The sequence below is a fragment of the Sphingobium chlorophenolicum genome (assembly GCF_000722875.1).
GTDB classification, from domain to species: Bacteria; Pseudomonadota; Alphaproteobacteria; order Sphingomonadales; family Sphingomonadaceae; genus Sphingobium; species Sphingobium chlorophenolicum.
The window spans coordinates 14896-37463 of the sequence record NZ_JFHR01000050.1 but is presented as its reverse complement, the minus strand read 5'-3'; the positions used below and the strand labels follow the sequence as shown (position 1 = coordinate 37463).

Annotated in this window: 23 protein-coding genes and 1 tRNA gene; 9 read left to right on the top strand and 15 right to left on the bottom strand. The window is 63.4% G+C overall.

Translation table 11 applies throughout. From position 1 onward, the window contains the following. Positions 1–241: 241 nt before the first annotated feature. The 7 genes from BV95_RS17720 to BV95_RS17690 form a co-directional block, all read right to left on the bottom strand. Positions 242–1069 (bottom strand): alpha/beta fold hydrolase, encoded by an 828-nt coding sequence (locus tag BV95_RS17720; protein WP_037455062.1) that lies wholly within the window; start codon positions 1067–1069, stop codon positions 242–244. A gap of 82 nt (positions 1070–1151) precedes the next feature. Beyond that, positions 1152–2924: an AMP-binding protein gene (locus BV95_RS17715; RefSeq protein WP_037455059.1), complete on the bottom strand. Its 1773-nt coding sequence runs from the start codon at positions 2922–2924 to the stop codon at positions 1152–1154. Positions 2925–2976: 52 nt separating this feature from the next. Beyond that, positions 2977–3753, bottom strand: a complete 777-nt coding sequence (locus BV95_RS17710; RefSeq protein ID WP_037455058.1) for an SDR family oxidoreductase — start codon at positions 3751–3753, stop codon at positions 2977–2979. Continuing rightward, a complete protein-coding gene (locus BV95_RS17705; RefSeq protein ID WP_051749859.1) occupies positions 3753–4352 on the bottom strand; it encodes a 3-phenylpropionate/cinnamic acid dioxygenase subunit beta in 600 nt (199 codons plus the stop codon). The genes BV95_RS17710 and BV95_RS17705 overlap by 1 nt, the downstream gene beginning before the upstream one ends. Then, entirely contained in the window at positions 4349–5671 is a 1323-nt protein-coding gene (locus BV95_RS17700; RefSeq protein WP_037455055.1) for an aromatic ring-hydroxylating oxygenase subunit alpha, read from the bottom strand. Before BV95_RS17700 ends, BV95_RS17705 begins: the two co-directional genes overlap by 4 nt. Positions 5672–6028: 357 nt before the next feature. After that, positions 6029–6961 (bottom strand): SDR family NAD(P)-dependent oxidoreductase, encoded by a 933-nt coding sequence (locus BV95_RS17695; protein ID WP_037455053.1) that lies wholly within the window; start codon positions 6959–6961, stop codon positions 6029–6031. A gap of 58 nt (positions 6962–7019) precedes the next feature. Further along, positions 7020–7586 carry a TetR/AcrR family transcriptional regulator gene (locus BV95_RS17690; protein ID WP_037455050.1) on the bottom strand — a complete coding sequence of 189 codons (567 nt, stop codon included), beginning with the start codon at positions 7584–7586 and terminating at the stop codon, positions 7020–7022. 200 nt (positions 7587–7786) lie between these two features. On the opposite strand from BV95_RS17690, the gene BV95_RS17685 reads away from it, so the two are divergent. Further along, positions 7787–8914 (top strand): alkene reductase, encoded by a 1128-nt coding sequence (locus tag BV95_RS17685; protein ID WP_037455047.1) that lies wholly within the window; start codon positions 7787–7789, stop codon positions 8912–8914. 241 nt (positions 8915–9155) lie between these two features. Here the strand turns inward: BV95_RS17685 and BV95_RS17680 are convergent, their stop codons facing one another. After that, the gene (locus BV95_RS17680; protein WP_037455044.1) at positions 9156–9653 is read right to left on the bottom strand and encodes a PaaI family thioesterase; all 498 of its coding nucleotides are present in this window, start codon (positions 9651–9653) and stop codon (positions 9156–9158) included. Between the two features lie 78 nt (positions 9654–9731). Then, positions 9732–10700, bottom strand: coding sequence for a LysR family transcriptional regulator (locus tag BV95_RS17675; RefSeq protein WP_037455042.1), 969 nt, complete (start codon positions 10698–10700; stop codon positions 9732–9734). A 92-nt stretch (positions 10701–10792) separates the two neighbouring features. Here BV95_RS17675 and BV95_RS17670 point away from each other — a divergent pair, with 92 nt between their 5' ends. The 3 genes from BV95_RS17670 to BV95_RS17660 all read left to right on the top strand — a co-directional run bounded on the left by BV95_RS17670 (position 10793) and on the right by BV95_RS17660 (position 14788). Next, on the top strand, positions 10793–11890 hold the full coding sequence (locus BV95_RS17670) for an alpha/beta hydrolase family protein (RefSeq protein ID WP_051749858.1): 1098 nt from the start codon (positions 10793–10795) through the stop codon (positions 11888–11890). Positions 11891–11911: 21 nt separating this feature from the next. Beyond that, positions 11912–13543, top strand: a complete 1632-nt coding sequence (locus BV95_RS17665; protein ID WP_062792103.1) for a bifunctional 3-(3-hydroxy-phenyl)propionate/3-hydroxycinnamic acid hydroxylase — start codon at positions 11912–11914, stop codon at positions 13541–13543. 183 nt (positions 13544–13726) lie between these two features. Beyond that, complete coding sequence (locus tag BV95_RS17660) at positions 13727–14788, top strand: maleylacetate reductase (protein ID WP_037455039.1); 1062 nt, start codon at positions 13727–13729, stop codon at positions 14786–14788. Between the two features lie 105 nt (positions 14789–14893). On the opposite strand, the gene BV95_RS17655 is transcribed toward BV95_RS17660, so the two are convergent. Further along, positions 14894–15589, bottom strand: coding sequence for an FCD domain-containing protein (locus BV95_RS17655; protein WP_013848897.1), 696 nt, complete (start codon positions 15587–15589; stop codon positions 14894–14896). Positions 15590–15809: 220 nt separating this feature from the next. Here BV95_RS17655 and BV95_RS17650 point away from each other — a divergent pair, with 220 nt between their 5' ends. Genes BV95_RS17650 through BV95_RS17640 form a run of 3 tightly spaced genes read left to right on the top strand, consistent with a single transcriptional unit; the run spans position 15810 to position 18632 of the window. Further along, complete coding sequence (locus tag BV95_RS17650) at positions 15810–16949, top strand: NAD(P) transhydrogenase subunit alpha (protein WP_037455037.1); 1140 nt, start codon at positions 15810–15812, stop codon at positions 16947–16949. Continuing rightward, positions 16946–17236 carry an NAD(P) transhydrogenase subunit alpha part 2 gene (locus BV95_RS17645; protein ID WP_025549500.1) on the top strand — a complete coding sequence of 97 codons (291 nt, stop codon included), beginning with the start codon at positions 16946–16948 and terminating at the stop codon, positions 17234–17236. Before BV95_RS17650 ends, BV95_RS17645 begins: the two co-directional genes overlap by 4 nt. Before the next feature lies 1 nt (position 17237). Then, the gene (locus BV95_RS17640) at positions 17238–18632 is read left to right on the top strand and encodes an NAD(P)(+) transhydrogenase (Re/Si-specific) subunit beta (protein ID WP_037455032.1); all 1395 of its coding nucleotides are present in this window, start codon (positions 17238–17240) and stop codon (positions 18630–18632) included. A 77-nt stretch (positions 18633–18709) separates the two neighbouring features. Here BV95_RS17640 and BV95_RS17635 read toward each other — a convergent pair whose 3' ends face one another. Beyond that, the gene (locus tag BV95_RS17635) at positions 18710–19231 is read right to left on the bottom strand and encodes a MarR family winged helix-turn-helix transcriptional regulator (RefSeq protein WP_037455029.1); all 522 of its coding nucleotides are present in this window, start codon (positions 19229–19231) and stop codon (positions 18710–18712) included. 129 nt (positions 19232–19360) lie between these two features. Between BV95_RS17635 and BV95_RS17630 the strand changes: the two genes are divergently transcribed. Then, positions 19361–19435: transfer RNA gene (locus BV95_RS17630), tRNA-Gln, on the top strand. Between the two features lie 50 nt (positions 19436–19485). On the opposite strand, the gene BV95_RS17625 is transcribed toward BV95_RS17630, so the two are convergent. From BV95_RS17625 to BV95_RS23865, 4 genes are all read right to left on the bottom strand, one after another. Continuing rightward, positions 19486–20577 carry a tyrosine-type recombinase/integrase gene (locus tag BV95_RS17625; RefSeq protein WP_037455026.1) on the bottom strand — a complete coding sequence of 364 codons (1092 nt, stop codon included), beginning with the start codon at positions 20575–20577 and terminating at the stop codon, positions 19486–19488. Continuing rightward, positions 20561–20830, bottom strand: coding sequence for a hypothetical protein (locus BV95_RS24140; RefSeq protein WP_162179764.1), 270 nt, complete (start codon positions 20828–20830; stop codon positions 20561–20563). The genes BV95_RS17625 and BV95_RS24140 overlap by 17 nt, the downstream gene beginning before the upstream one ends. Positions 20831–20954: 124 nt before the next feature. Further along, a complete protein-coding gene (locus BV95_RS23870) occupies positions 20955–21461 on the bottom strand; it encodes a hypothetical protein (RefSeq protein ID WP_156028706.1) in 507 nt (168 codons plus the stop codon). Positions 21462–21504: 43 nt separating this feature from the next. Further along, positions 21505–22206 carry a hypothetical protein gene (locus BV95_RS23865; RefSeq protein ID WP_156028705.1) on the bottom strand — a complete coding sequence of 234 codons (702 nt, stop codon included), beginning with the start codon at positions 22204–22206 and terminating at the stop codon, positions 21505–21507. A gap of 85 nt (positions 22207–22291) precedes the next feature. Here BV95_RS23865 and BV95_RS23275 point away from each other — a divergent pair, with 85 nt between their 5' ends. Further along, on the top strand, positions 22292–22519 hold the full coding sequence (locus BV95_RS23275; protein WP_037455020.1) for a hypothetical protein: 228 nt from the start codon (positions 22292–22294) through the stop codon (positions 22517–22519). Positions 22520–22568: the final 49 nt, after the last annotated feature.

The following is a 22568-nucleotide window of genomic DNA, read 5'->3' as shown; positions in this document are numbered from 1 at the left end:
GCCGAACGGCCTCGGTCCCCAACTTTACCGGGAAGCACGGGGCGAACCCGCTCCCACTGCTCGTCGCTTAATCCGTGTCGATCCAAGATGGCGCTCCCTTCGCCAGTCTTGAATCCGATCCGCGCGGAAAAAGGAATCCCTTAAATGTCCACACGCCTTAGCTGACCGGCGGCGAAATCCCGCCAGGCGGCAAGGTCCGACACTTCCAGCCCGACATAGCCCAGCGCCTCCACCTTCGCCGTCATGCGCCGCCCCGCAAATGCTTGCGCGCCAGTTCGACGAAGGGATCGAACCGTTCCGCCTGGACCCAATGGCCGCATCTGCCGAACATGTGCAGATCGGCATCGGGCATGGCGCGGGCCAGCCTGATCCCCATTTCCACCGGGATCACCCGGTCTTCGCGGCCATGGAGGATCAGGGTGGGATGCGCGATCCCGGCCACCACGCTTTCGGGCATGCCGGACAGGATGGTCTCCCCTTCCTCATTCGGCTTGGCGAGCAACTTGCGCAATCCTTCCTGCGCGCCGGGGATCAGGCTGGCCTGATAGCGGTCCTCGACCAGTTCCGGGGTGATGAAGGCCGGATCATAGGGGAAATGGGCCATGGCCTGCCGCATGGCGTCGCGGCTGGGGGTATAGTCCCAGCCTGCGCGCAGGCCCGGCGTCATGGCGAATTTGTCGCAGGGCGTGCCCATCAGCACGATGCGTTCGAACCGGTCCGGGAAACGCGCTGCCGCCGCGAGCGAGAGCGAGCCGCCGAAACTGTTGCCGATCAGGCTGGCCTTTTCGATCCCCAGCGCGTCGAGGATGCCGATGAGGTGCCTGACCCACAATTTCATGTCATAGGCCAGGTCCGCCCGCCGCTCCGTATAGCCGAAACCCGCCATGTCGGGAGCGATCACGCGAAATTCGTCGGCCAGCACCGGAATCACCCGCTTCCAGTTGGTCCAGGCCGAAACGCCCGGCCCCGAACCGTGCAGCAGGACGACCGGCGCGCCGGTTCCCTGATCATGGTAATTGGTGTCGAGGTCCAGTGCCCTGACGGTGCTGCCGCGTCCCGCGTCGCTCATCATAATGTCCTTCAGATTCTTCGGCGTCCGCCGATATCCGTCAGCCCTAATCCATACGGTAACGTATGTAAATGGTCAGCCGTCAGGCGTAGAGTCTTTCCACCGCATCCGCGCGTAGCGCGAGCGTGCGGCGCTGGTTGATATAGGCCTTGTCGGTGATTTCGCCCTGCTCCAGGCTTGGCGGCCGTTCCATGACGGCGAAGCGGGAAATGCGCGTGCTGGAGCCCATTTGCTCCGCATTATAGGCATCGATCAGTTCTTCGATGCGCGACCGCACCGCCGGGTGCAGGCAGGCGGGCGATGCGGCCGGAAGATCATGCCCCGCGCTTTCGAGGTAGAGCCTGCACGCCTCTTCATTCGGGAAGATGAGCAGGCCGATGTCCGCCCTGCCCTCGCCGGTTATCACGGCGTCGGAAACCAGCTTGCGGCACGCGCTGATGACGGCCAGCCGCAGCGCGCCGACATTGACCCAGGTTCCGGTGCTGAGTTTGAAATTCTCCGCCACGCGCCCGTCGAACAGGATTCCCGCCGCCGGATCTTGCGGATCGGCCAGGCGGCCCGCATCCCCGATGCGGTAGAAGCCATCCTCGTCGAAGGCCGCCGCGCTCGCCTCCTCATCACGCCAATAGCCGCGCATGACGTTCGGCCCCTTCACCCGCAATTCATAGCGGTCGCCGCCCGGCACCAGCTTGATCGCGGTGCCGGGAATCGGCACGCCCAGATTGTTGGCGTGGGGCTGAAGAAAATGCAGCACGGTCGAAAAGGGCGCCGTTTCGGTGGCCCCCCAACCCGCCACGAAACTGGGCGCTGCTCCGACGGCGGCCAGCGATGCCTCTTCCATCCGGTGGCGCAGGGCGGGCGGCAGCGGCGCCCCGGCGTTGAACAGGAAATCGAGATTGCCGAAGAAATCCGCCGCGAAGGTGCGGTCCGCCTCCAGCGTGGGCAGGATGCTCTCAAACCCGGCGGGAACATTATAATAGAGCGTCGGCCGCCAGCGCCGGATCGCCTCTATGCTGCGTCCGATGGCCGCCGGGGCTGGCCGCCCGCTGTCGATATGCGAATGACCGCCGAACCAGAGGGTGATGTTGAAGCAGCAATTGCCGCCGAACGTATGGTTCCACGGCAGCCAGTCGACCGATACGGGGCGCCGTTCCTGGAGAAACGGCCACAGGGCGGCAAGGCCCTGCATGTTGGAGACCATCATGCGCTGGGTGTTCGGCACGGGTTTGGGCTGGCCGGTGGAACCCGATGTGAAGAGCAGCTTGGCGACGCTGTCCGGCCCCACAGATGCTTCCGCGCGCGCCAACTCGTCGGCAGGTGCGACCGGCTCGGCCAGCAGCCAGTCCAGCGCCGTCAGCGGCTTTGCCACAAGGTCGGGGCGGCCGATCCCTGCCAGGACCGCGTCCAGCACATCCGGCTGGTCCGAGACGATAAGGCCGGGCGTGACCTGATCGAGTATCTGCCCGAATTTGGCCCAGGGTTTGGCGCCGGACGCGATATAGCTGAGCGAGATCACCGCCACCGGCAAGCCGATGCTGGTGGCCGCGAGCATCATCAGCGCATGATCGATCCCGTTTTCGGCGACGATGGCGAGCGGCCGGTCGGACGACAGCGGCAGGGCCAGCAGCCGGGCGGCGATCTCCCGCCGCCGCCGTTCCGCCTCTCCATAGGTGATCGCCTGCTTCTCCTGGGTCAGGAACAGGGCGTCGGGTTGCAAATCCGCCCAATATTTCAGGCGGCCGGGGATCGTCTGCTCGACCGGATCGATGGACAGGCCGTGACGCAGGATCAGGACTCCGCCCGCCGCCTCCTCGCAGATTACGGAGGGGGACACAGTGTAGGCAGAAGCTGTCAATTTTCTCTCCCCAGTTCGAAATACTGGCATGGCGGGCGGCGATGGACTGGATTCAGACGGAAATCGTCAATCCGCCGTCCGACAGCATCATCGCCCCTGTGACATATGGGCTTTCCTCGCGAGAGGCGAGCAGCACGAACAGCGCGGCATGGTCTTCCGGGCTGGACACGCGGCCCAGCGGCATATGCCGTCGCATCGCCTCCATCCGCGCCGCATCGCCGTTCATCTCGCGCCCCTGCTGGTTGAGCGCGGCGGGCCCCGAAATACCGGTGTCGGTCGCGCCCGGCGCTACCCCGTTGACGCGCACGTCGGGCGCGAACTCATTGGCCAGTTGCAGCACCAGCCCGCGCAGGGCGAATTTCGAAGCGGTGTACAGCGCGCCCCCGCCACCCGCCAGGAAGCAGGCGTTGGACCCGGTAACGATCATGCTGCCCCGCGTCTGGCGCAGCGCATCCACCGCCGCGCGGGCACCGAACAGCGGGCCAAGGACGTTGACGCCGAATATCTCCTGAAAACCGGCGGCCAGTTCCTCCGGCGATTGCCGGTCCGTCCGCTTGTGGAAATCCCATAGCCCGGCATTGGCGACATAGGCGTCCAGACCATCCCATGCATCGACCGCCGCCGCGACCGCCCGTTCCGCCGTTTCGTACAGCGACACGTCACCCCTGACGACGACCGCACCAGCCTGTTGCAGCGGGGCCACGTCACGCTCGCTGCGCACCACCGCGACCACCCGCGCCCCTTCGCGCAGATAGCGGTCGACCACGGCGCGCCCGATGCCCGATCCGGCGCCGGTCACGACCGTCCGATATCCCTCCAGGCGGCCCATCAGAAGAAAACCGACAGATTCTTGGCCAGCAGCACGGACTGCGGCAGCAGGATCATGCGCCCCACGATCTGGAAGCCGCCGTCCACGGCGCGGAGTATGTCCCGCCGCCGTCCGCACAGGGTCACCTCGTCATGCTCGACCCGGTTGCGATACTGGATGAAGGTCGAATGGACCTCATATTCCCCGTCGACCGCGGTCTCGAACGCCTCGATGTTGGAGACGATGTAGACATGGCGCGTGGGCGGGTCTTCGGTCCAGGCCAGGTTGGAATTGATCCGGCCGAGGCGCAGGGCGATGTCGGCCTTGCTTTCATCGAAGAAGGCCATGTTGTCGGGCGAAATGTCCCCTCGCCTGTCGCGGCGATAGCGGTTTTCGCGCAGCGGCATCCAGTAGAAGAGATCGTCGGCCAGAAGGCCGTACCATTCGTCGTAGCGCTCCTCATCCAGAAGGCGCGCCTCCCTGTTGCAGAAGCGTTCGATGCGGCGCAGCAGCAGGTCGTCCACTTCCGGACCCTGACCGTGCAGGTCCATCAGGCGCAGGGCGGCATGACGCGCCTCCTCCATGGAAAGGCCGGGTTCGGGCTGGGCGGCGGCGCTCATTCCGCGGCCTCCTGCACGACGGCGGGCGTGTCGAGCGGGACGTCGGACCATGTCTCGGCATCCATCATCACCGCCCATTGACGATAGAATTGGCGCTGGTTCGCATCCGAAAGCTGTCCCGCCGTGACATGGCCCGGCAGCCCCTCCGTCTCCAACTCGCCCCCCGGCGCCATGGCGTAGCAAAGCCGCTGGTTGCGGGTAACGAAACCGGCATTGGCCTGGGTGGAAAATTCCCAATTCTCGCCATCGTCCATTTCCAGAATGCCGGAGGGCGAGAAGGTGCGCATGGATCCGCGACGGAAGCGGTCCTTGATGTCGTCCGGCATATCCTTCGGCACCAGCGTCCAAGCGTGAATCTCCGTCTTCAACGGCCCCTTGGGCTGGAAGGTGCGGAAGGTGAAATAGCCCGGCAGGAAGGAGAAATTGGGAAAGATCGTGGCCGAGGCGACAGAGCCCCACATGTCGGCGCGGAACTTGCCCAGCCGCGCCGTGATGGCATCCTGCCGCGACTTCATGTAGCGCAGCAGTTCGCGGTCGCCCATGGTGGCGGCGTTGCCGTAGAAGCTGTCGTTGAATTCCCAGCCATGGCCGTTGACCGACACCTGATAGCTGCCTTTATTATCCACGATCACGCCGCCATGGCGGCCCAGCGTCGGCTCCGCCCCGCCCAGATGGGTCCATAGCGCATGATAGATGTCGCCCACGAAATTGTCGGCCGGGAATTTCCAGTTGCAATTCATCACCGAACGGGTCGCGCCGCCGGGCAGGAATTCGGTCCCGCCATCCTCCGGGTCCAGCACCGCATCGAGATACCAGCGGAAATCGCCCAGCCATTGGTCGAGCGAGGGCGCTTCCTCGCTGAAGGTGGCGAAGACCAGCCCCTTGTAGCTAGCGACGCGGGCCTTGCGCAGGCCCCAATCCTCCATCCGGAAGCCGGGCGTGGACTTGTAGAGGCCCATTTTGGGCATTTTCTTGAGATTGCCGTCCAGACCGAAGGCCCAGCCATGATAGTTGCAGGTGAACTGCCGGCCCTGCCCGCTGCTGGCGAAGCAGACGCGATTGCCGCGATGGGGGCAGGAATTGAGGAAGACGTTGATCGCGCCGTCGGCAGCCCGCGCCACGATGACCGAATCCTCGCCCATATAGGTGGTGACGAAACTGCCGACCTCTTCCACCTGGCTTTCATGGGCGACGAACAGCCATGTGCGGGCGAAGATCCGCTCCAGTTCGAGCTGGTAGATTTCAGGTTCCCAGAAAATGCGACGGTCGACCGTACCGAATTCCCAGTCGACATGATCCGATGCCCTGAAACCGCTCACTACATTCCTCCATACTGTACCGTATGGTTTTCACAATTGAGGGGCCGAGTCAATATTTTTGTCCTTGGCGGGTTTCGGCGGGCGGTCGAGGCACGCCCCCAAAAGAAAAGTGAAGGGCTTCGACAAGCTCAGCCCGAACGGTTTTCTTAGGTCCGCTCCCCGGCCAATAGAGACCGTTAGATCCTCCCTACGCGAAGCGTGGGGAGGGGGACCGCTCGCGCAGCGAGTGGTGGAGGGGAAATACGCAGGTCGTGCCCCATTCCCCTCCACCAGCCTTCGGCCGTCGAAGAAAGTCACGTGCCTCTCTTTTCGACCCTCCCCATCTCCCGATGGGGAGGAACAGGAAAGGTCCTATGTTCAGAAAGTTTCGCCGACCATGCGTTCGCTCAGCGCCCATAGCGCCTTCGCATTCTCCGGATCGAGAGCGTAGGCCCGCACGCCGCCGCCGGTGATCCAGTCCGCCTCGTCGATCTGCGCGACGGCGCAATCCTCGCAATAGCGCCCGCCCACCGCGTCGGCCGGGGCGACGACGGCGGCCCAGACCGATGTCGCGGCGCCCTGCGGGACAGATTTATATTCGATATCGGGCGCGCCGGCTCGCCGATCGGCTTCGAACGTCTCCATCAGTTTCTGCACCGATTCGGGGGTCATGTGGCGGCCAAGGTCGGTGGCGATGCCGCCGGGGTGGATCGCCGTGGCGCGCACGCCCTGCCCCTTGTGGCGGCGGTCGAATTCCACCGCGAACAGGATGGTGGCGGTCTTCGACCGGCCATAGGCGATGAACGGTTCGTAGGGCGTCTTCTCAAAACCGGGATCGTCCAGATCCACGTCGGCAAAGCGGTGGCCGCCAGAGGCGACCATGACGACCCGTCCGCCGGTACGGATCAGCGGCGCGATGCGGTTCACCAGGGTGAAGTGGCCCAGATGGTTGGTTCCGAACTGGGTTTCGAAGCCGTCTTCGGTCCTGCCGAACGTGCCCGCCATGACGCCTGCATTGGCGATAATGGCATCGAACGGCGCCGCTTTGGCGATGAGCGCATCCGCAGCCGCCCGGACGCTGGCCAGCGAAGCGAGATCGAGCTCGATCAGTTCCAGACCGGCGATGCCGGCCGTCGCCGCCCGCGCCTTGTCCAGGTCGCGGGCCGCGCCGACGACCTGCGCGCCATGGGCGGCCAGCGCGCGCGCCGTCTCCACACCCAGCCCGGACGATACGCCGGTCACCAGGATGCGCTTGCCCGCCAGATCGATGCCCGCCAGCACGTCGTCGGTCGTGGATTTCGCGTCGAACATTTCCAAATTCCTCTATTGCATTAAAGAGCGAGCAATCACTCATTTTCCGGCGCAAGGGTCAGCGCCCGATAGCGCGCCAAAATGTATCGAAGCCGATCGCGCGGTGATAATCGTGGCGCCCCGGATCGCGGGCGATGAAATCCAGCGTGATCTCCGCCAGAGCGGTCAGCACCGCGCCGATGAAGTCGATGGACAGCCTTTCGGCATGCCCGGCCAGCGCCTCGTCCAGCAGCGCCTTGAAATCGGCGAAGAAGGCCTCTCCGCAGCGGCGGCTTTCCGGCCCGATGCGGTCGGAGACTTTAAGCTGCCGAAGCGCCTTCAATCGAGTCGGATTGGCCGCGCTCCAGTCGATCAGCCGGTTCCATATATGGCGGATGCGTTCCTTCGGAGCCAGGCCCGCGGGAACGCCAGCAACCAGCGCCCTGGCCAGTTCGCCCTCCAGATCCAGGAAGGTCGCGGCCAGCAGAGCGTCCTTGTCCGGGAAATATTTGAACAGCGTCCCTTCGGCCACGCCTGCGCGCCGGGCGATCTTCGCGGTCGGCGCGCCCGTCCCCATCGCCGCCACCAGTTCGATGGCGGACGCCAATATCGCGTCCTTCTTGTCTTCGCTCAGGGGTCTGGCCATCGTTCGAATCGTAAGTGAGTGCTCACTCACTTATTCGCTCGCCAGGCCGTGCCGTCAAGGGGCGCGGGGCGACGCGCATCCTATGACGAGCGGCAATATGGGTATGAGAAATCCCATATTGCCGCCATCATATAAAGCGAACATGAAGCGCAGAGGCGGCGGCCCGCCCCCTCCCCAAACCCGCGTCAGGAGCCAGCTTCATGAGCCTGTTCGAGCCGGGGCGCATCGGCGCCCTCACCCTTGCCAACCGCATCGTGATGGCGCCGCTCGGCCGCGCGCGGAACGACGTGCCGACGCGGGAGGCGCAGGCGCTGTCGGCGCGCTATTACAGCCAGCGCGCCAGCGCGGGCCTGATCATCACCGAAGCGACCCATGTGTCGCCCGGCAGCGTCAGCCGCCCCGGAACCGGCGCCATCCATTCGGACGGCCAGATCGCCGGATGGCGGCAGGTGACGGACGCCGTGCACGCGCAGGGCGGACGTATATTCCAGCAGATCGTCCATCTGGGCCGGAAGGCGAACCCCGATCTGCTGGGCGACGGCTATGTCGTGGTGGCCCCCTCCGCCATAGCGGCGCGGGGGTCCGTCCCCATCGGCGCCGGTCAGATGAAGCCCTTCCCCATCCCGTACGCCCTCACGCTCGAAGGCATAGCGGCGGTACAGGATGCCTTTGGCAAAGCGTTTGAAAATGCCGTTCTCGCCGGGTTCGACGGGGTGGAACTGCACGGCGCCAACGGCTTCCTGATAGAGCAGTTCCTGCGCGACGACGCCAACCAGCGCACCGATCGCTATGGCGGGTCGATCGAGAACCGGGCGCGGTTCCTGCTGGAGCTGGTCGACGCGGCCAGCGCCATATTGGGGCCGGATCGGGTGAGCGTCCGCCTGTCGCCGCATTTCGTGTCCGACGGGTCGGGCGCTTCCGATTATGACAGGCTCTATCCCTATGTGGCGCGGGAACTCGGCAAGCGGGGGATCGCCTATCTGCATCTGATCGAGCCTGACGACACCGCACCCGAACGCAAGCTGGCCCCGGTGCTGCGGACGGCCTTCGGCGGCCCGTTCATCCTCGCCGGAGGGTTCGACCGGGACAGGGCGCGGCAGGCGATAGCGGAGGACCGCGCCGACTTCATCGCCTTCGGCCGCCTGTACATCGCCAATCCCGACCTGGTGGCGCGCCTCCGCCTGACCGAGCCAGTCTTCAACGAACCGGACGAGGCGTCTTTCTATGTCGGCGGCGAGAAAGGCTTTGTCGACTATCCCTTCCTGCCCGGATCGGCGGAGCATTTTTCGGAGGCCGAGCAATTCTGGCGGGTGGTCGACGAAGTATAGGCTGCGCATATCGGGCGCGAAGCCGGTATCGATTTATTTTGGCGGCATTAAATCCTCCCTGCGCGAAGCGTGGGGAGGGTCGAAGAGAGGCACGTGACTCTCTTCGACGGCCGAAGGCTGGTGGAGGGGAAGGGGCGCGACCTGCGTATTTTACCTCCACCACCGCTTTCAGCGGCGCTACCCTATTCCTCCCCATCTATCGATGGGGAGGAATAGGGTAGCGCCGCCGGTCAGGCACAGCCTATCGCGACGGCGCGGCCTGATCGATGGGGAAGATGAGGCACGTTTCCATCCCGTGGGCGATCAGTTCGCCCTTGGCATCGTACATCTTGCCTTCGGCCGAGGCGACGCGCTGGCCCAGGCGAAGAACCTTGCCCGTGCAACTGATCGTGCCGGAATTGGCGCGAACCGATTTGAGGAAGGTCGCGCTCATGTCGATGGTCGCGAAGGCCTGGCCGGGCTGCAAGGCGGAATGCACGGCGGAACCCATGGCGGAATCGAGCAGCGTCGCCAGCCAGCCGCCATGGATGATGCCCATCGGATTGTAGAAGCCCTGGGTCGGCTCCCCAACGAAGGTGACTTCGCCTACCTCTATCGTGGAAAGCCACATGTTCGTGCATTCGGCGAAGGGGGGCGCGGGCAGCATGCCGTCGCGCACGCCGCGAAGCAGGTCGACGCCGCTCATCGACGCGGCGACATGGGGCGGAACCAGCCCGAAACCTGCATTGGTCGTCTTCATGATTTCTCCTTGAATAACCGAATCCGGCTTTGACCCCGAACGATCTGGCGGCGTTCCGGGCCGCTGGCCCCATGCGCCTCATCGATGCGCCCGGGTGGTCCCGTACAGCGCCCGCTGCTGCTCCGCATAGGGGTCCGTCTGCGGGTTGAACAGCGATTTAAGCTGGGCGCGCAACCATTGACTGCTCGCTTCCTTGTTCGTGCGCCTGTGCCAATATTGGAAAATGCTGATGCTGGGGGACGGAAACGGCAGGGGCAGCATTTCGAACCCGCCCGATTTCGCGCAATCCATCGCCACGCTGATGGGCACCGTGGCGACCAGGTCCGAATGTTCTATCGTGGCCGCCAGGTTCAGATAATTGGTCGTCGACAATATGACGCGCCTGCGGATGCCCGCCTGTTCAACGGCCTTGTCCAATATGGCCGTATATCCCACGGACGTCAGCACGACCGCATGCCCCAATGACTGGAAGACCGCCCTGGTCATCCCGTCGCCGACCAGCGGATGCCCCTTGCGGACGATGCAGGCATAGCCATGTTCCAGCAGCCTTTGGCGAAAAAAGGCGCCTTTCTCCAGGCCGGGGAAATATCCTATGGCGAGTTCCACTTCCCCGCTGGCCAGGCTTTCGTGCAGATTGCCGGATTCGGGGGAGGATATCCTGACCCCCGCATGCGGCGCGTAGGTTGAGAGATGCTGGATCAGCTTCGGTATGATCGCCGCCTCCGCCACGCCGGGCATCGACAGCCGGAAGGTGAGTTCGGCGTTCAACGGATCGAACAGCGTGCTGCCCAGCACGTCTCGCTCGACCTGATCCAGCAGCGCGCGCGCCGTCCCGATCAGCGTCAGGGCCCGCGGGGTCGGACGCATCCCCGCCCCGCTGCGGATGAACAGTTCGTCGCCCAGGCTGCGGCGCAGGCGGGCGAGAGCGGTGCTGAAACCGGACTGGCTCATTTCCAGCAGTTCGGACGCCCGGCCGACATGACGAGTATGATCGAGCGCGGTCAGGATCCGCAGCAGATTCAGGTCGAACTCGTTTATCGTTTTCACAGATAATCCATCTCTCGGTCATGCGATTGAGCGATGATGCTACCCCTTCTATCCTCCGCGAACAAGATTGGGGCAAATCGAGGAGAGGCCTGTTGGCTGCACCGGTTATCGAGTCGGCGGACGATCCGCGCAAATTCGTGGAAGCGCTGCAACGTGCCGTCACCATGACCCGCATGGTCGATTATGGCGTGCCGCTGGGCGATGCCGTGCGGGTGCGGACGGCCACGCTGGAAGAACCCTTCCCCTCATGGCCCGACGCATGCGAGCATCTCGCGAACCGCCATGCGCAGATCGCCGGCGAAGCCGAGGCGGCGGGCCGCCTTCAGACCGCGCGCCATGCGTGGCGCGCTTCGGCGGCGCTGCTGATGTGCGGGCAGTTGGCGTTCAATTTCGACGAGCCGCGCAAGCTGGAACTTTACGAAGGGGCGCGTCAAGCGCTGCTGCGCTATGCGGCGCTGGACGAGCGCTTCTCCGAACTGGTCATCCCCACGGAGGACGGCGATCTGTACGGCTGGGTGGTCCGGCCGTCCGATCCGGAACCGCAGGCGGCGGTGATCGTGATCGGCGGGTTGAGCGGCTGGGGCGCGGGCTTCCTGGACATGGCGCGGGCGCTGGCGGACCGGGGCATATTGGCGATCCTGGCCGAAGGGCCGGGCCAGGGGCTGACCCGCATGCGCAGCGGCATCGCGATGAACATCGACGCCCTGTCCCATTTCGGCGCCTTCCTGGATCATGCGGAGGCCGCGGGCGCCCGTCATCTGGGCATCTGGGGCAATAGCTGGGGCGGATTGATCGCCGCGCAGGTGGCGGCGCGCGATCCCCGCATCCAGGCGGCCTGCGTCAACGGCGCGCCCATGCTGGCGGCGCTGCCGGAGCAGCGGACCGCCCGCGAGCAGTTGTTCGCCTTCTACGGCACGACGGACGAGGCCGAACTGCGCGCCACGCTGGAGGCGTTCACCATGGACCCGGCGCGCCAGCATATCGCCGGATCGCTACTGGTGCTGGAGGGGGGCAACGATCCGTTGGTCCCGCTGGGCGCGCAGCATGCGTTCACCGCGCTGACCGACGCGGGCAAGTCGCGGATCGTCACCTGGGCCGACGGCGAGCACACCATCTACAACCACGCGCAGGAGCGCAGCGCCCTGGCGGCCGACTGGTTCGCCGAGCAGCTTGCGGTCCCGGCGCGATAAGCGATGAACGGAGAAGAAGCCGTGAACGACGTCAAGCAAGTCACCAAAGTCGATGTCATCGTGGTGGGCTACGGCCCTGCGGGACTGGTGCTCGCCTCGCTGCTGGGGCAGCAGGGGCATCAGGTCGCCGTGGTTGAGCGCTGGCCTGAACTGTACGGCATGCCGCGCCTGACCCATGTGGACGGCGAGACCGCGCGCTTCATATCGCTTGCCGGCGATGGGGAGCAGGCCTTCCGCGAGGCATGGGACACCCCGCATTATTATTGGGTGAACGGCAAGGGCCAGATCTTGCTGGACATTACCGGCGAAAATACCAAAAAGATGATATGGGACGACCATCTGTCGGTGCATCAGCCCCATTTCGAGGAGGCGATCCACGACCGCATCCTAACCTTGCCCAATGTGAAGCTGTTCCGCGGCTATGTCGCAAGCGAGATGTCGCAGGATGCCAATACCGCGTACCTGACCTGCGTCCCCTGGGATGCAGAGAAAAACGCGGTGGCCATCGACGGCGTTCCGGTGCATCTGGAGGCCCCTTACCTTGTGGGCACGGACGGTTCGAAGAGCTTTGTCCGCTCCAGCCTGGGCATTGATCGGATAGATTTGGGCTTCAACCGGCGGTGGCTGCTGGTCGACAGCTACCCGACCAAACCGCTGCCGCCCAAATTCGACAAGAAGGGCATGCAATATTGCGATCCCAAGCGGCCGCACATGCACATTCCGATCGGATCCACGGGCCAGCGTTTCAATTTCGCCCTGCTGGACAACGAGAAGACGGAAGACATGAATACGGAAGACGCTGTCTTCCGTATGTTAAAGCACTTCCACGGACTTGGCCGTCAGGATCTGACCCTGATCCGTTATCTGGTCTATGCATTCGAATGCCGCATGGCAAAGAGCTGGCGCACGGGGCGCATCTTCCTTGCAGGAGACGCGGCACATACCACTCCTCCCTATCTTGGGCAGGGAGCCTGCGCCGCGATACGCGACAGCTCAAACCTGGCGTGGAAGTTCGACCTCGTCCTTCGCGGCCTGGCCAACGAATCCATACTCGATACTTATGAGCCCGAAAGGCGACCGCACGCGTTCAAGCTCCTGCAGGCAGCCCGCAAGCTCGGCATCCTCGCGAACCTGCGCAATCCGTTCCTGGCAGCGATCCGTGACATGGTGATGCGGTTCAAGCGGCCGCCAAGCCCGGCATTCCCGATCCTGACCGACGGCATACTCGCCCGCGACGCCAGCGGAAAGCCGATGCCGGGCGCGGGTTCGCTTCCGGGTCAGGGCCGCCTCACCATCGACGGCGAGACGAAGACGTTCGACGAACATATCGGTTTCCATTTCACGCTGATCGCGAAACATGGCGTGGCGGCCGGGATACCCGCCCCGCTGCGGAAGGATCTGGACAGCATCGGCGTGCGGATCCTCGACCTTGCGCCGCGTGGCCAGGCCGCCGCGAACGGATCGGTCGTGGATGTCGACGGCGTCTATGGAAGCCTGCTGGACGAGATGAACGCGGACGTCGCGATCATTCGCCCCGATTTCGTCCTTTACGGTTATTCGGACAGCAAGGGCATGGTCGCCCTGCTCAGCGATCTGCTGAAGCAGTTGCGCTTCACCAGGGGACGGGAAGTCGCCCAGCGCGCCGCGGCCTGAGGCCGGACACAGCCTTGTCGCAATGCGCGGCGTCCCTTCCCAGGGGCGCCGCGCATTGGCGATGCGGTTCAGCCTCCGCCGATCAATTTACGGGGGGATCGCGTCCGATTTTGCAGGACAGGCCCGTCTTTCGACGCAATCACCCTGCCCTTTGCAGATTGCCCCAGGCGTTGGGAGAGTGATATGGACGATTTTATCTATGACGGGCTTCCGTCGCGCGTGATCTTTGGCCGGGGCACGGTCGCGAAGCTGGGCGCCGAGATCGAGCGCATGAAGCTGAAGCGCCTGCTCATTCTGGCGACGCCTCAACAGGTTGGCGAAGCGGAGGCGATCCGCGACAGCATCGCCGGAAATTGCGCGGGCATCTTTGCGGGCGCGACCATGCATACTCCGGTCGACGTGACGGAAGCCGCGCTGAAGATGGTGGCGTCCGGCGAGGTCGACGGCACCATTGCCGTCGGCGGCGGCTCCACGACGGGGTTGGGGAAGGCGATCGCCTTCCGCACCAACCTGCCGCAGATCGTGCTGCCGACGACCTATGCCGGGTCGGAAATGACGCCGATATTGGGCGAAACCGAAAATGGCGTGAAGACGACCAAGCGCAGCATGGCCATCCTGCCGGAGGTCGTGATCTACGACGTCGATTTCACCCTGAGCCTTCCGGCATCGCTTTCCGCGACGTCAGGCATGAACGCCATGGCGCACGCGGTCGAAGCGCTCTACGCCCGCGACAGCAATCCGATCACCAGCCTGATGGCGGAGGAAGGCATCCGCGCCTTCGCGTCGGCGCTACCCCGCATCGTCGAGCAGCCCGGCGACGGCGACGCCCGATCCGACGCGCTCTATGGCGCCTGGTTGAGCGGCGTGTGCCTGGGCACCGCCGGAATGGCGCTGCACCACAAGCTTTGCCATGTGCTGGGCGGCATGTTCAATCTGCCGCATGCCGAGACCCATTCCATCATATTGCCCCATGCCGTCGCCTATAATGCCGAAGCCGCCCCTAAGATCGGGGAGGTGTTCGGCCGGGTCATGGGCGGCGGACCGGCCGCATCGGCCTTGTTCGATTTCGCGGGGAAATTGGGCATAGCGCGGGCGCTTCGGGACATCGGCATGCCCGAATCGGGTATCGCGGCCGCCGCCGAAGCCGCGTCGGGCGATCCCTATTGGAATCCCCGGCCCGTCACCCATGCGGGTGTGCTGGCGCTCCTGACCCGCGCCTGGGCAGGCGAAACGCCCGCCGCGTAAGGAGCGGCGTCCGCCGTGGCTCGCAGATGATTGCGAGCCACGGCCTCACTCCATTATGCGGAATCGCGTTCAGCATAATGGGGTAGTCGGCGCGGCTGTACCGCCTCAGATCGCCGCGTCCAGTTGCCGCATGATCTCGCGGCGGCGCCGCAATGCTTCGAACCGGGCGCGCTCCGGGTCGCCGTCCAGGATGGCGGAGATAATCGCCCGCCTTTCCCTCTTCCAGCGCTGCTTGCCCGCGCTGCCGCCATAGACCGGCCCACGCGGATATTCGGCATAATGGTGCACGGCCACGCGGGACAGCAGTTCCATGAGCGGGCGGTCGACCATCAGATAGAGAATATCCAGCAGGCTTTGGTCGAACGCCCCCCGCTGGCGCGCCGTATTGCGGTCGTCGACCGACTTGACCAGCGCCGCCAGTTCCTCCCGCAGCGCTTCGTTCGGGGCACGGGCCGCCGCCGCCATAAGCTCGCAGTCGAGCAGGGTGATGATGTCGATCGCCTCCGGATGCGCCGAATGATGCAGCGCCAGGAAGCCGGAAATCGCCTGGCTCAACCCCTCCGCATCGGGGCGCGTCCCGTAATAGCCGCCGCCGGGACCGCGGCGCACCTTCAGAAAACCTTCATGCTCCAGCACGCGGGCGGCCTGCTGCACGGTGACGATGCCCACGCCCAGCGCCTTTGCCAGATCCGGCAACGATCCGATCTGCGATTCAGGCGGCTGCGCGACGATCATGTCGCGCAATTTCGCAACGGCCGCCGTGACCAGTCCTTCGCGGTTATTTTGCTTGCGGATGCTCATCATGCTCCTCGTTTGGCGTCGGACCGCCAATAGCGAATTTCCGGGCAAAAAGGCACTCCTACGAAGCCTATTCTATAATATGCACATTAATGGTTTGATTCTTTCGGCTTTAACACTATTGGAACTCAACTCGGTCGATAATGGGCATATTTAAGGTGAGGATGGCAGGCGGCTTTGGCCGAACCATGGGCCTGGCCAACGCAGGACGAGGGTGAATGCAGTGAAGATCGGCATAATCAAGGAGATGGCGCCCGATGAGCGCCGCGTTTCCGGCACGCCGGAGACGGTCAAGAAATTCAAGGCTCTAGGGGCCGATGTCGCGGTGGAATCGGGCGCGGGCCTGTCCGCCGCCATATCCGACGCCGACTATGCCGCCATGGGCGCGACGGTGGCGGATCGCGCCGCGACGGTGGCGGATGCCGACATCATCCTGGGCGTGCAGGGGCCGGACCCGGCCAGCATCGCGGGCGCCAAGCCCGGTGCCTGGATCGTCGCAGGCCTCAATCCCTTTGTCGAGCGGGCGCGGGTCGATGCCTATGCCGCCGCGGGGTTCGAGGCGCTCGCAATGGAGTTCATGCCGCGCATCACCCGCGCGCAGTCGATGGACATTCTTTCATCGCAGTCCAACCTTTCCGGTTACAAGGCGGTGCTGGACGCGGCGGCCGAATATGGCCGGTCCTTCCCGATGATGATGACGGCGGCGGGCACGGTTTCCCCGGCCAAGGCCTTCATCATGGGCGTGGGCGTCGCCGGTTTGCAGGCCATTGCGACCGCAAAGCGGCTGGGCGCGCAGGTTTCCGCGACCGACGTGCGCTCCGCCACCAAGGAGCAGATCGAGAGTCTAGGCGCCAAGGCGATCTTCGTGGAGAGCGTCGCGGGCATCGAGGGCGAGGGCAAGGGCGGCTATGCCACCGAAATGTCCGAGGATTATCAGAAGGCGCAGGCCGAACTGGTGTCCGGCCATATCGCCAAGCAGGACATCGTCATCACCACGGCGCTGATTCCCGGCAAGCCCGCGCCGCGCCTGATTTCGGACGCGCAGATCGCGTCGATGAAGCCGGGCAGCGTGATCGTCGACCTGGCCGTCGAACAGGGCGGCAATGTCGAGGGCGCGGTGCTGGGCCAGGTGGTCGAACGGCACGGCGTCAAGATCGTGGGGCACAAGAATGTGCCGTCGCGCCTTGCCGCCGACGCGTCGGCGCTGTTTGCGCGCAATCTTTATAATTTCCTCTCCGCCTTCTGGAACAAGGACCGGAACGCGCCGGTGCTGGACGAGGAAATCGGCAACGCCATCCGCGTGACGCAGGGTGGGAAAGTCGTCAGCGAGAGGCTGCTTCAATTGACGGGGGCACTGTCATGAGTTCGCTTAATCCCGATTATCTGTTCGTCTTCATCCTGGCGGCCTTCGTGGGTTTCCAGTTGATCAAGAAGGTGTCGCCGCTGCTGCATTCGCCGCTGATGTCGCTGACCAACGCGATCGCGGCGGTCGTGATCGTGGGCGCGATCAGCATCACGGGCGAGGAAGGCGCGACGCCGCTGGCCAAGACGCTGGGCTTCGTCGCGGTGTTCTGCGCCACGGTGAATCTGGTCAGCGGTTTCATGATCACCGACCGCATGCTCAAGATGTTCAAGCCGCGGGGGAAGTGAGATGAACGCATTCGTACCCTTTGCGGCGATCCTTTCGTCCGTCCTCTTCATCCTGGCGCTGATGTGGATGAGCCATCCCACGACGGCGCGCCGGGGCGTGCGCGCCGGTGAAATCGGCATGGCCGTCGCCATTATCGGCGCGCTGGTCCAGCATGAGGTGGTCGATTACAACCTGATCCTGATCGCCATGGTCGCAGGCGCCGCCGTCGGCATTCCGATGGCGCTGCTGATGCCGATGACCGCCATCCCGCAGCGGACCGCGATCAGCCACGCCTTCGGCGCGCTGGCAGTCGGCCTGATCGGCGCGGCGGAATATTACAAGCATGCCCATGCCGAATATGCCGGTGGCTTCATCATGTGGGCGTTGATGTTCGAGATGCTGCTGGGTTTCCTGACCTGCACCGCATCCGTCATCGCCTTCGCCAAGTTGCAGGAGATCATGGGCAGCCGTCCGGTGTCCTTTGTCGGGCAGCGGGTGCTGAACGGCGGCGTGGCGTTGGCGACGGTGGTGATCGGCGCGATGCTGGCCATCGATCCGACGCAGACCTGGCTGTTCCCGGCCTTCGTGGCGCTGGCGCTGCTGTTCGGCGTGCTGCTGGTGATTCCCATCGGCGGCGCGGACATGCCGACCGTCATCGCGCTGCTGAACAGCTATGCGGGTCTGGCGGCGAGTGCCATGGGCTTTGCGCTGGGCAACAAGCTGCTGATCGTGGCGGGCGCGCTGGACGGGGCTTCGGGCTTCATCCTGGCGGTCATCATGTGCAAGGCGATGAACCGCAGCTTCGCCAACGTCATGTTCGGCGGCTTCGGCAAGGTCGTGGCGGGCGCGGCGGGCGGCAAGGACGACCGGGTGGTGCGTTCGGCCTCCGCCGAGGAAGCCGCGATGCAGCTTGAAAATTCGAGCAGCGTCGTGATCATTCCGGGCTATGGCATGGCCGTGGCGCAGGCGCAGCACAAGGTCAGCGAACTGTATCAGGCGCTGACCAAGAAGGGCGTGGACGTGAAGTTCGCGATCCATCCGGTGGCGGGCCGCATGCCCGGCCATATGAACGTGCTGCTGGCCGAGGCGAACGTGCCCTATGAGCAGTTGGTCGAGCTGGACGACATCAACCCCGAACTGCCGCAGGCGGACGTGGCGCTGATCATCGGCGCGAACGACACGATCAACCCGTCGGCGCGCGACGATCCGCAGAGCGCCATTGCGGGCATGCCGATCATCGAGGCGGATCGCGCCAAGTCGGTGTTCGTCATCAAGCGCTCCATGAATGCGGGCTTCGCCGGGATCGACAATCCGATCTACTATAACAGCAACACCCAGATGCTGTTCGGCGACGCCAAGGACATGGTCGGCTCCATTGCCAAGGAACTGGCGGGCGGCGGTTCAGGGCTGCACTGACGGAAGATCGGCGAGCTTGCCGGTCATCCTTCGACATTGACCATGGCCGCTGATCCTCGATCAGCGGCCATGATGCGTTAGCGGCCGCGCAGGCCGAACACCATGGAGCGGTCCTGGTCGGGGATCAGCCCTTCCAGTACGCGCCAGAAGCCGGTGACGGACCCCTGCCCCGCCTGGGCATAGGCGGCCGCCATCTTCTCCCGCAGGGCGCGGAACAGTTCCGCCTCCAGCGCCACGCCCGCCGGGCTCAGCCGCAGCAATTTCTGCCGCCGGTCACTGGCGCCCTGGCGGGTTTCGATATAGCCCTGCTCGACAAGGTCGTTCAGCACCCGCCCCAGCGATTGCTTGGTGATCGCCAGCAGGCGCAGCAGATCCTTGACGGTAAGGTCAGGCTGGCGCGAGATGAAATAGAGCGCGCGGTGATGCGCCCGCCCCAGCCCCTGCGCGGCAAGCCCCTCGTCGATGGAGCGGGTCAGCGCGGAATAGCCGAAATAGAGCATCTCTATGCCCCGGCGGATTTCATCCTCCCGCAGGAACAGCGGCGAAGCGGGCGCGATCTGGGAAGGAGAGAGGGTCGATGGAGAATTGGGAGCGGACATGCCGGGCGGTTCCAGGCTGAAGGGAGGAGGCGGAACCTATATTGGCGTCTCCGGAAAATAATGACTAGGCTTTCCTTTCACGCAACAGCCGCTATATGGCGATCCGCGCCGGCGATGTCCGGCCCATGCTGGGGCGTAGCCAAGCGGTAAGGCAGCGGTTTTTGGTACCGCCATGCGCAGGTTCGAATCCTGCCGCCCCAGCCAGCGTTTTAGCGACATAGCCCCATGGCATTCCGCACTTCGTTCCGCACTTTTCATGCCTTTTTCGCCTCCAGTTTGGCGACGGCGGAATTGCTCAAAGCCGCCGTCATAGCTTGATAGACATCGAGCATCTGATTGACGGTGGTGACGGTCCAGCCGAGCATGGCAGCTATCTCCGAAGCGGTGCATTGCGCCTCAGCAAGTTTGGTGCAGGCGGTGCCGCGTAGGTCATGCATATGCAGGCCGTTGAGGCCCGCCGCCAAGATCGCTTTGCGCCACAGATGATCGAAATGGATCGGCTGACCCTCTTTGTTGATGACCCATGGCTTGCCATTATGCGAGAGGATAGTGGCGCACTTCGCTTGCTTCCGCTCTGCATCGAGGATTTTCCTCAGATGCGCTGTCACGCGCATGTCGATGAGACGGTTCCTTTTACCCTGGCGAAAGCGTAGGCGCTCCCCATCATAAGATGACCAGCCCAGCTTAAGCAGGTCGCCCTTCCGCTGGCCAGTCGCAAGTGCCAGCTCAAACGCAAGCAGGATGCTGGGCGGCGCCACGGCGCGGAATGAGGCGATATGTTCGGGAAGCCAGAGCTTTTCGGATCGATTCGCCCTATAGAGCTTTTTCGGCCGGGTGGCGTGGTTGTGCGCGAGCAATCCCCGGTCCCGGCCCCATTCCAATATGATCCGCAGGACGCCGAAGGTCGCATCCGCTTGCCGCGCCGAACGCTCACCCATTTTGTCACGCCAATCGAGAAGGCGCCGTCGAATCTTGGGATCGTTCACGGCTTCAAGCGGGTAGCTGGAAAACGGAGGGCCATTCGTCATGAGCCTTGCGGCTTCAATCTTCGCGATGTGCTTGAGATAGTCGCCCTTGGTACGTGGACTTAGGGTCGTAAAGGATGAGCTGCGCTGATACCCGTCGATCAGCGATTGCAGTGTTCCCGCAACTCGCGCTTTGCGAGGCGCATCTATCGCGGCGTGATACGCTCGCATGAAGGCAGGGGAGCCTTTAGTGAATGGCTCATCCTCATCACCGGGCAACGGCTTGATCGCGCCGTATCCTCGCAGGGTGAAGTAAGTGACCACCCTGCCATCAGCCAACCTCTTTTTGTGGCTGTAGACGCCTTTAAGCAGCACCCGCATGAGCCGCCTCCCACTCATCCAGCGGCGATAGCGGTTTCGCTCTGCTGGGAACATTTATCCCCGCGCGCAAATCTAGCACATGATCGTGCTGGCGAATGCAATATCGATTGGTGCCGGGAATTGGACCAGGGACGATCCCCTTCGCTTGCCAGGAGTCATAAGTGGCAGCGCTGATGTGGCCCAGATAGGCGCAAATGCCGTCCTTGCTCTGTAACCGAGCTTGCGGATCAAAGGGAACGGCACGTTGCTTCATTCTTCTATCCGGCTGAAATATTGCGACCGTGTGGACCTTGACCTTGATGACTTCGAAACCGGGAGCAGGAGGTCACTTCCGTTATCGGACGGGTCGCGGCGCCCTCCCCAGAGGCGCCCCCGGCCTATTCGCGCGAACCTGTCGTGATTTCCAAATGCTTCAAAATGCCGTGAAAAACGGCACCGACATCAAGAACAATGACAGCGCCAGGCGAGCCGAAAATATCGGTCGTTATCTCATCGATATCGAGCCGCTTGGATCGCTCCACTGCAATGACGTGCGCACCCTGTTGCGGCCGAAAAACCAGTAGAGTTTCGAACGCATGGTCAAAAAGCTCTCCAGGCAGGCGGCTGGCGGGATCGTGAGAACGTGAGCCAACGTCGGTGAACTGGATGGCCGCCAAAAACGCATCTTTGGGGCGTTGGCAGCACATCCACAAGTGACGAGCGATGGCGAGCCGCATTACGCTGCGGAGTGATAGCAAGGCTGAGGAGCCTGCCACATCAGCCGAAGCATCCCCTTCCTGCCACGAAAAAACGTCACGAGCAAAATAGTCGCGGAGCGTATTGAGCGGCCACCCGCTGACCTTTGCAGCGTCGCGGAGGCGATACTTCGGCTGATCCCAGTCCATTTTCCATCCTAATGTTGTTACGTCAGCTCCATAGCTGACGTATTCACATCAGGTCAAGCTGGTTTTCTGAAATCGCGCGCAAATCCCTCAGCACGTGCTCTCTCAGGACGTCGCCATCTCGACCTACCTCCCAAAGCAAATCAAGTTTGATAAGCAATGCAGAAGCATTTGGCGCAGGAGTAGACAATAATATCTCTCCGTACTCATATTGAACTCTTGCAAGAAGATCATATTCGTCATCAAGAGCATAGACGTTCAGTTCATTGGCTATTTTCTTGTTGAGAGCAATCCAATCTTTCCATTCTTTTTCGAGTTTTTCACCGGCCTCTTTAATCGCTGGCGTTGGGTTGCCATGCCAAGGCTGATTTCCAGAATGACTGTAACGATATGTGCAACTTCTTCCGCTTTTGGCGGTAATTGTGAAACTGTCTTCGGGCATCGGTGCGCGTCGCCAAAGCTCATCATGGGCAGGTTCGTAAATTTTCTCGACAAAAGTATCGTTCAGTTCCTTTGCCTCCCGATAGCGCGCGAGAGCGCGATCCCACTTTAGATGGGCGTTTTCACGCTTACGAATGGCAGTGTGCATGTTCATCGCAGTCTCTCCTGTCACTGAGACGCCGTTTTCGGCGTGAGCGATCAACGCAGACCCGGCGAATGGGGCAGCGACTAGGGCAGCTAGGACGGCGCGGCGTTGCGATGAAGGATTGGCGCGGACGGATTCCGCCCGTACAGGATATGCAGCCATGAACGTCTCCACTAAGACGATTGCGGTTAGAGCCGGAGTGAGGTTGCAGCCTTGCTCCGGTTCGAGTTTGTGGTATCAATAACCCATGAGTGGGTCAAGTCGTGATATCAAAAACCTTGGAGGGCGTCCGCGCACTGGTGTTGGAACGCCGGTAATTGTGCGCCTCCAGCCTGAACAGCTTGCAGCGCTGGACCAATGGATTGCTGCCCAAGAGCAGAAGTATACGCGACCGGCTGCGATCCGCTTCCTCATTGACCTTGGAATCAAGGGTGACGAATTTTCTGACTGGCTGGCGAAAGGCAAGCTAGGCTAAAATCGCTGGGCCTTTCGCCGGTCAGGGCATTACAACTATCCGTAACTGT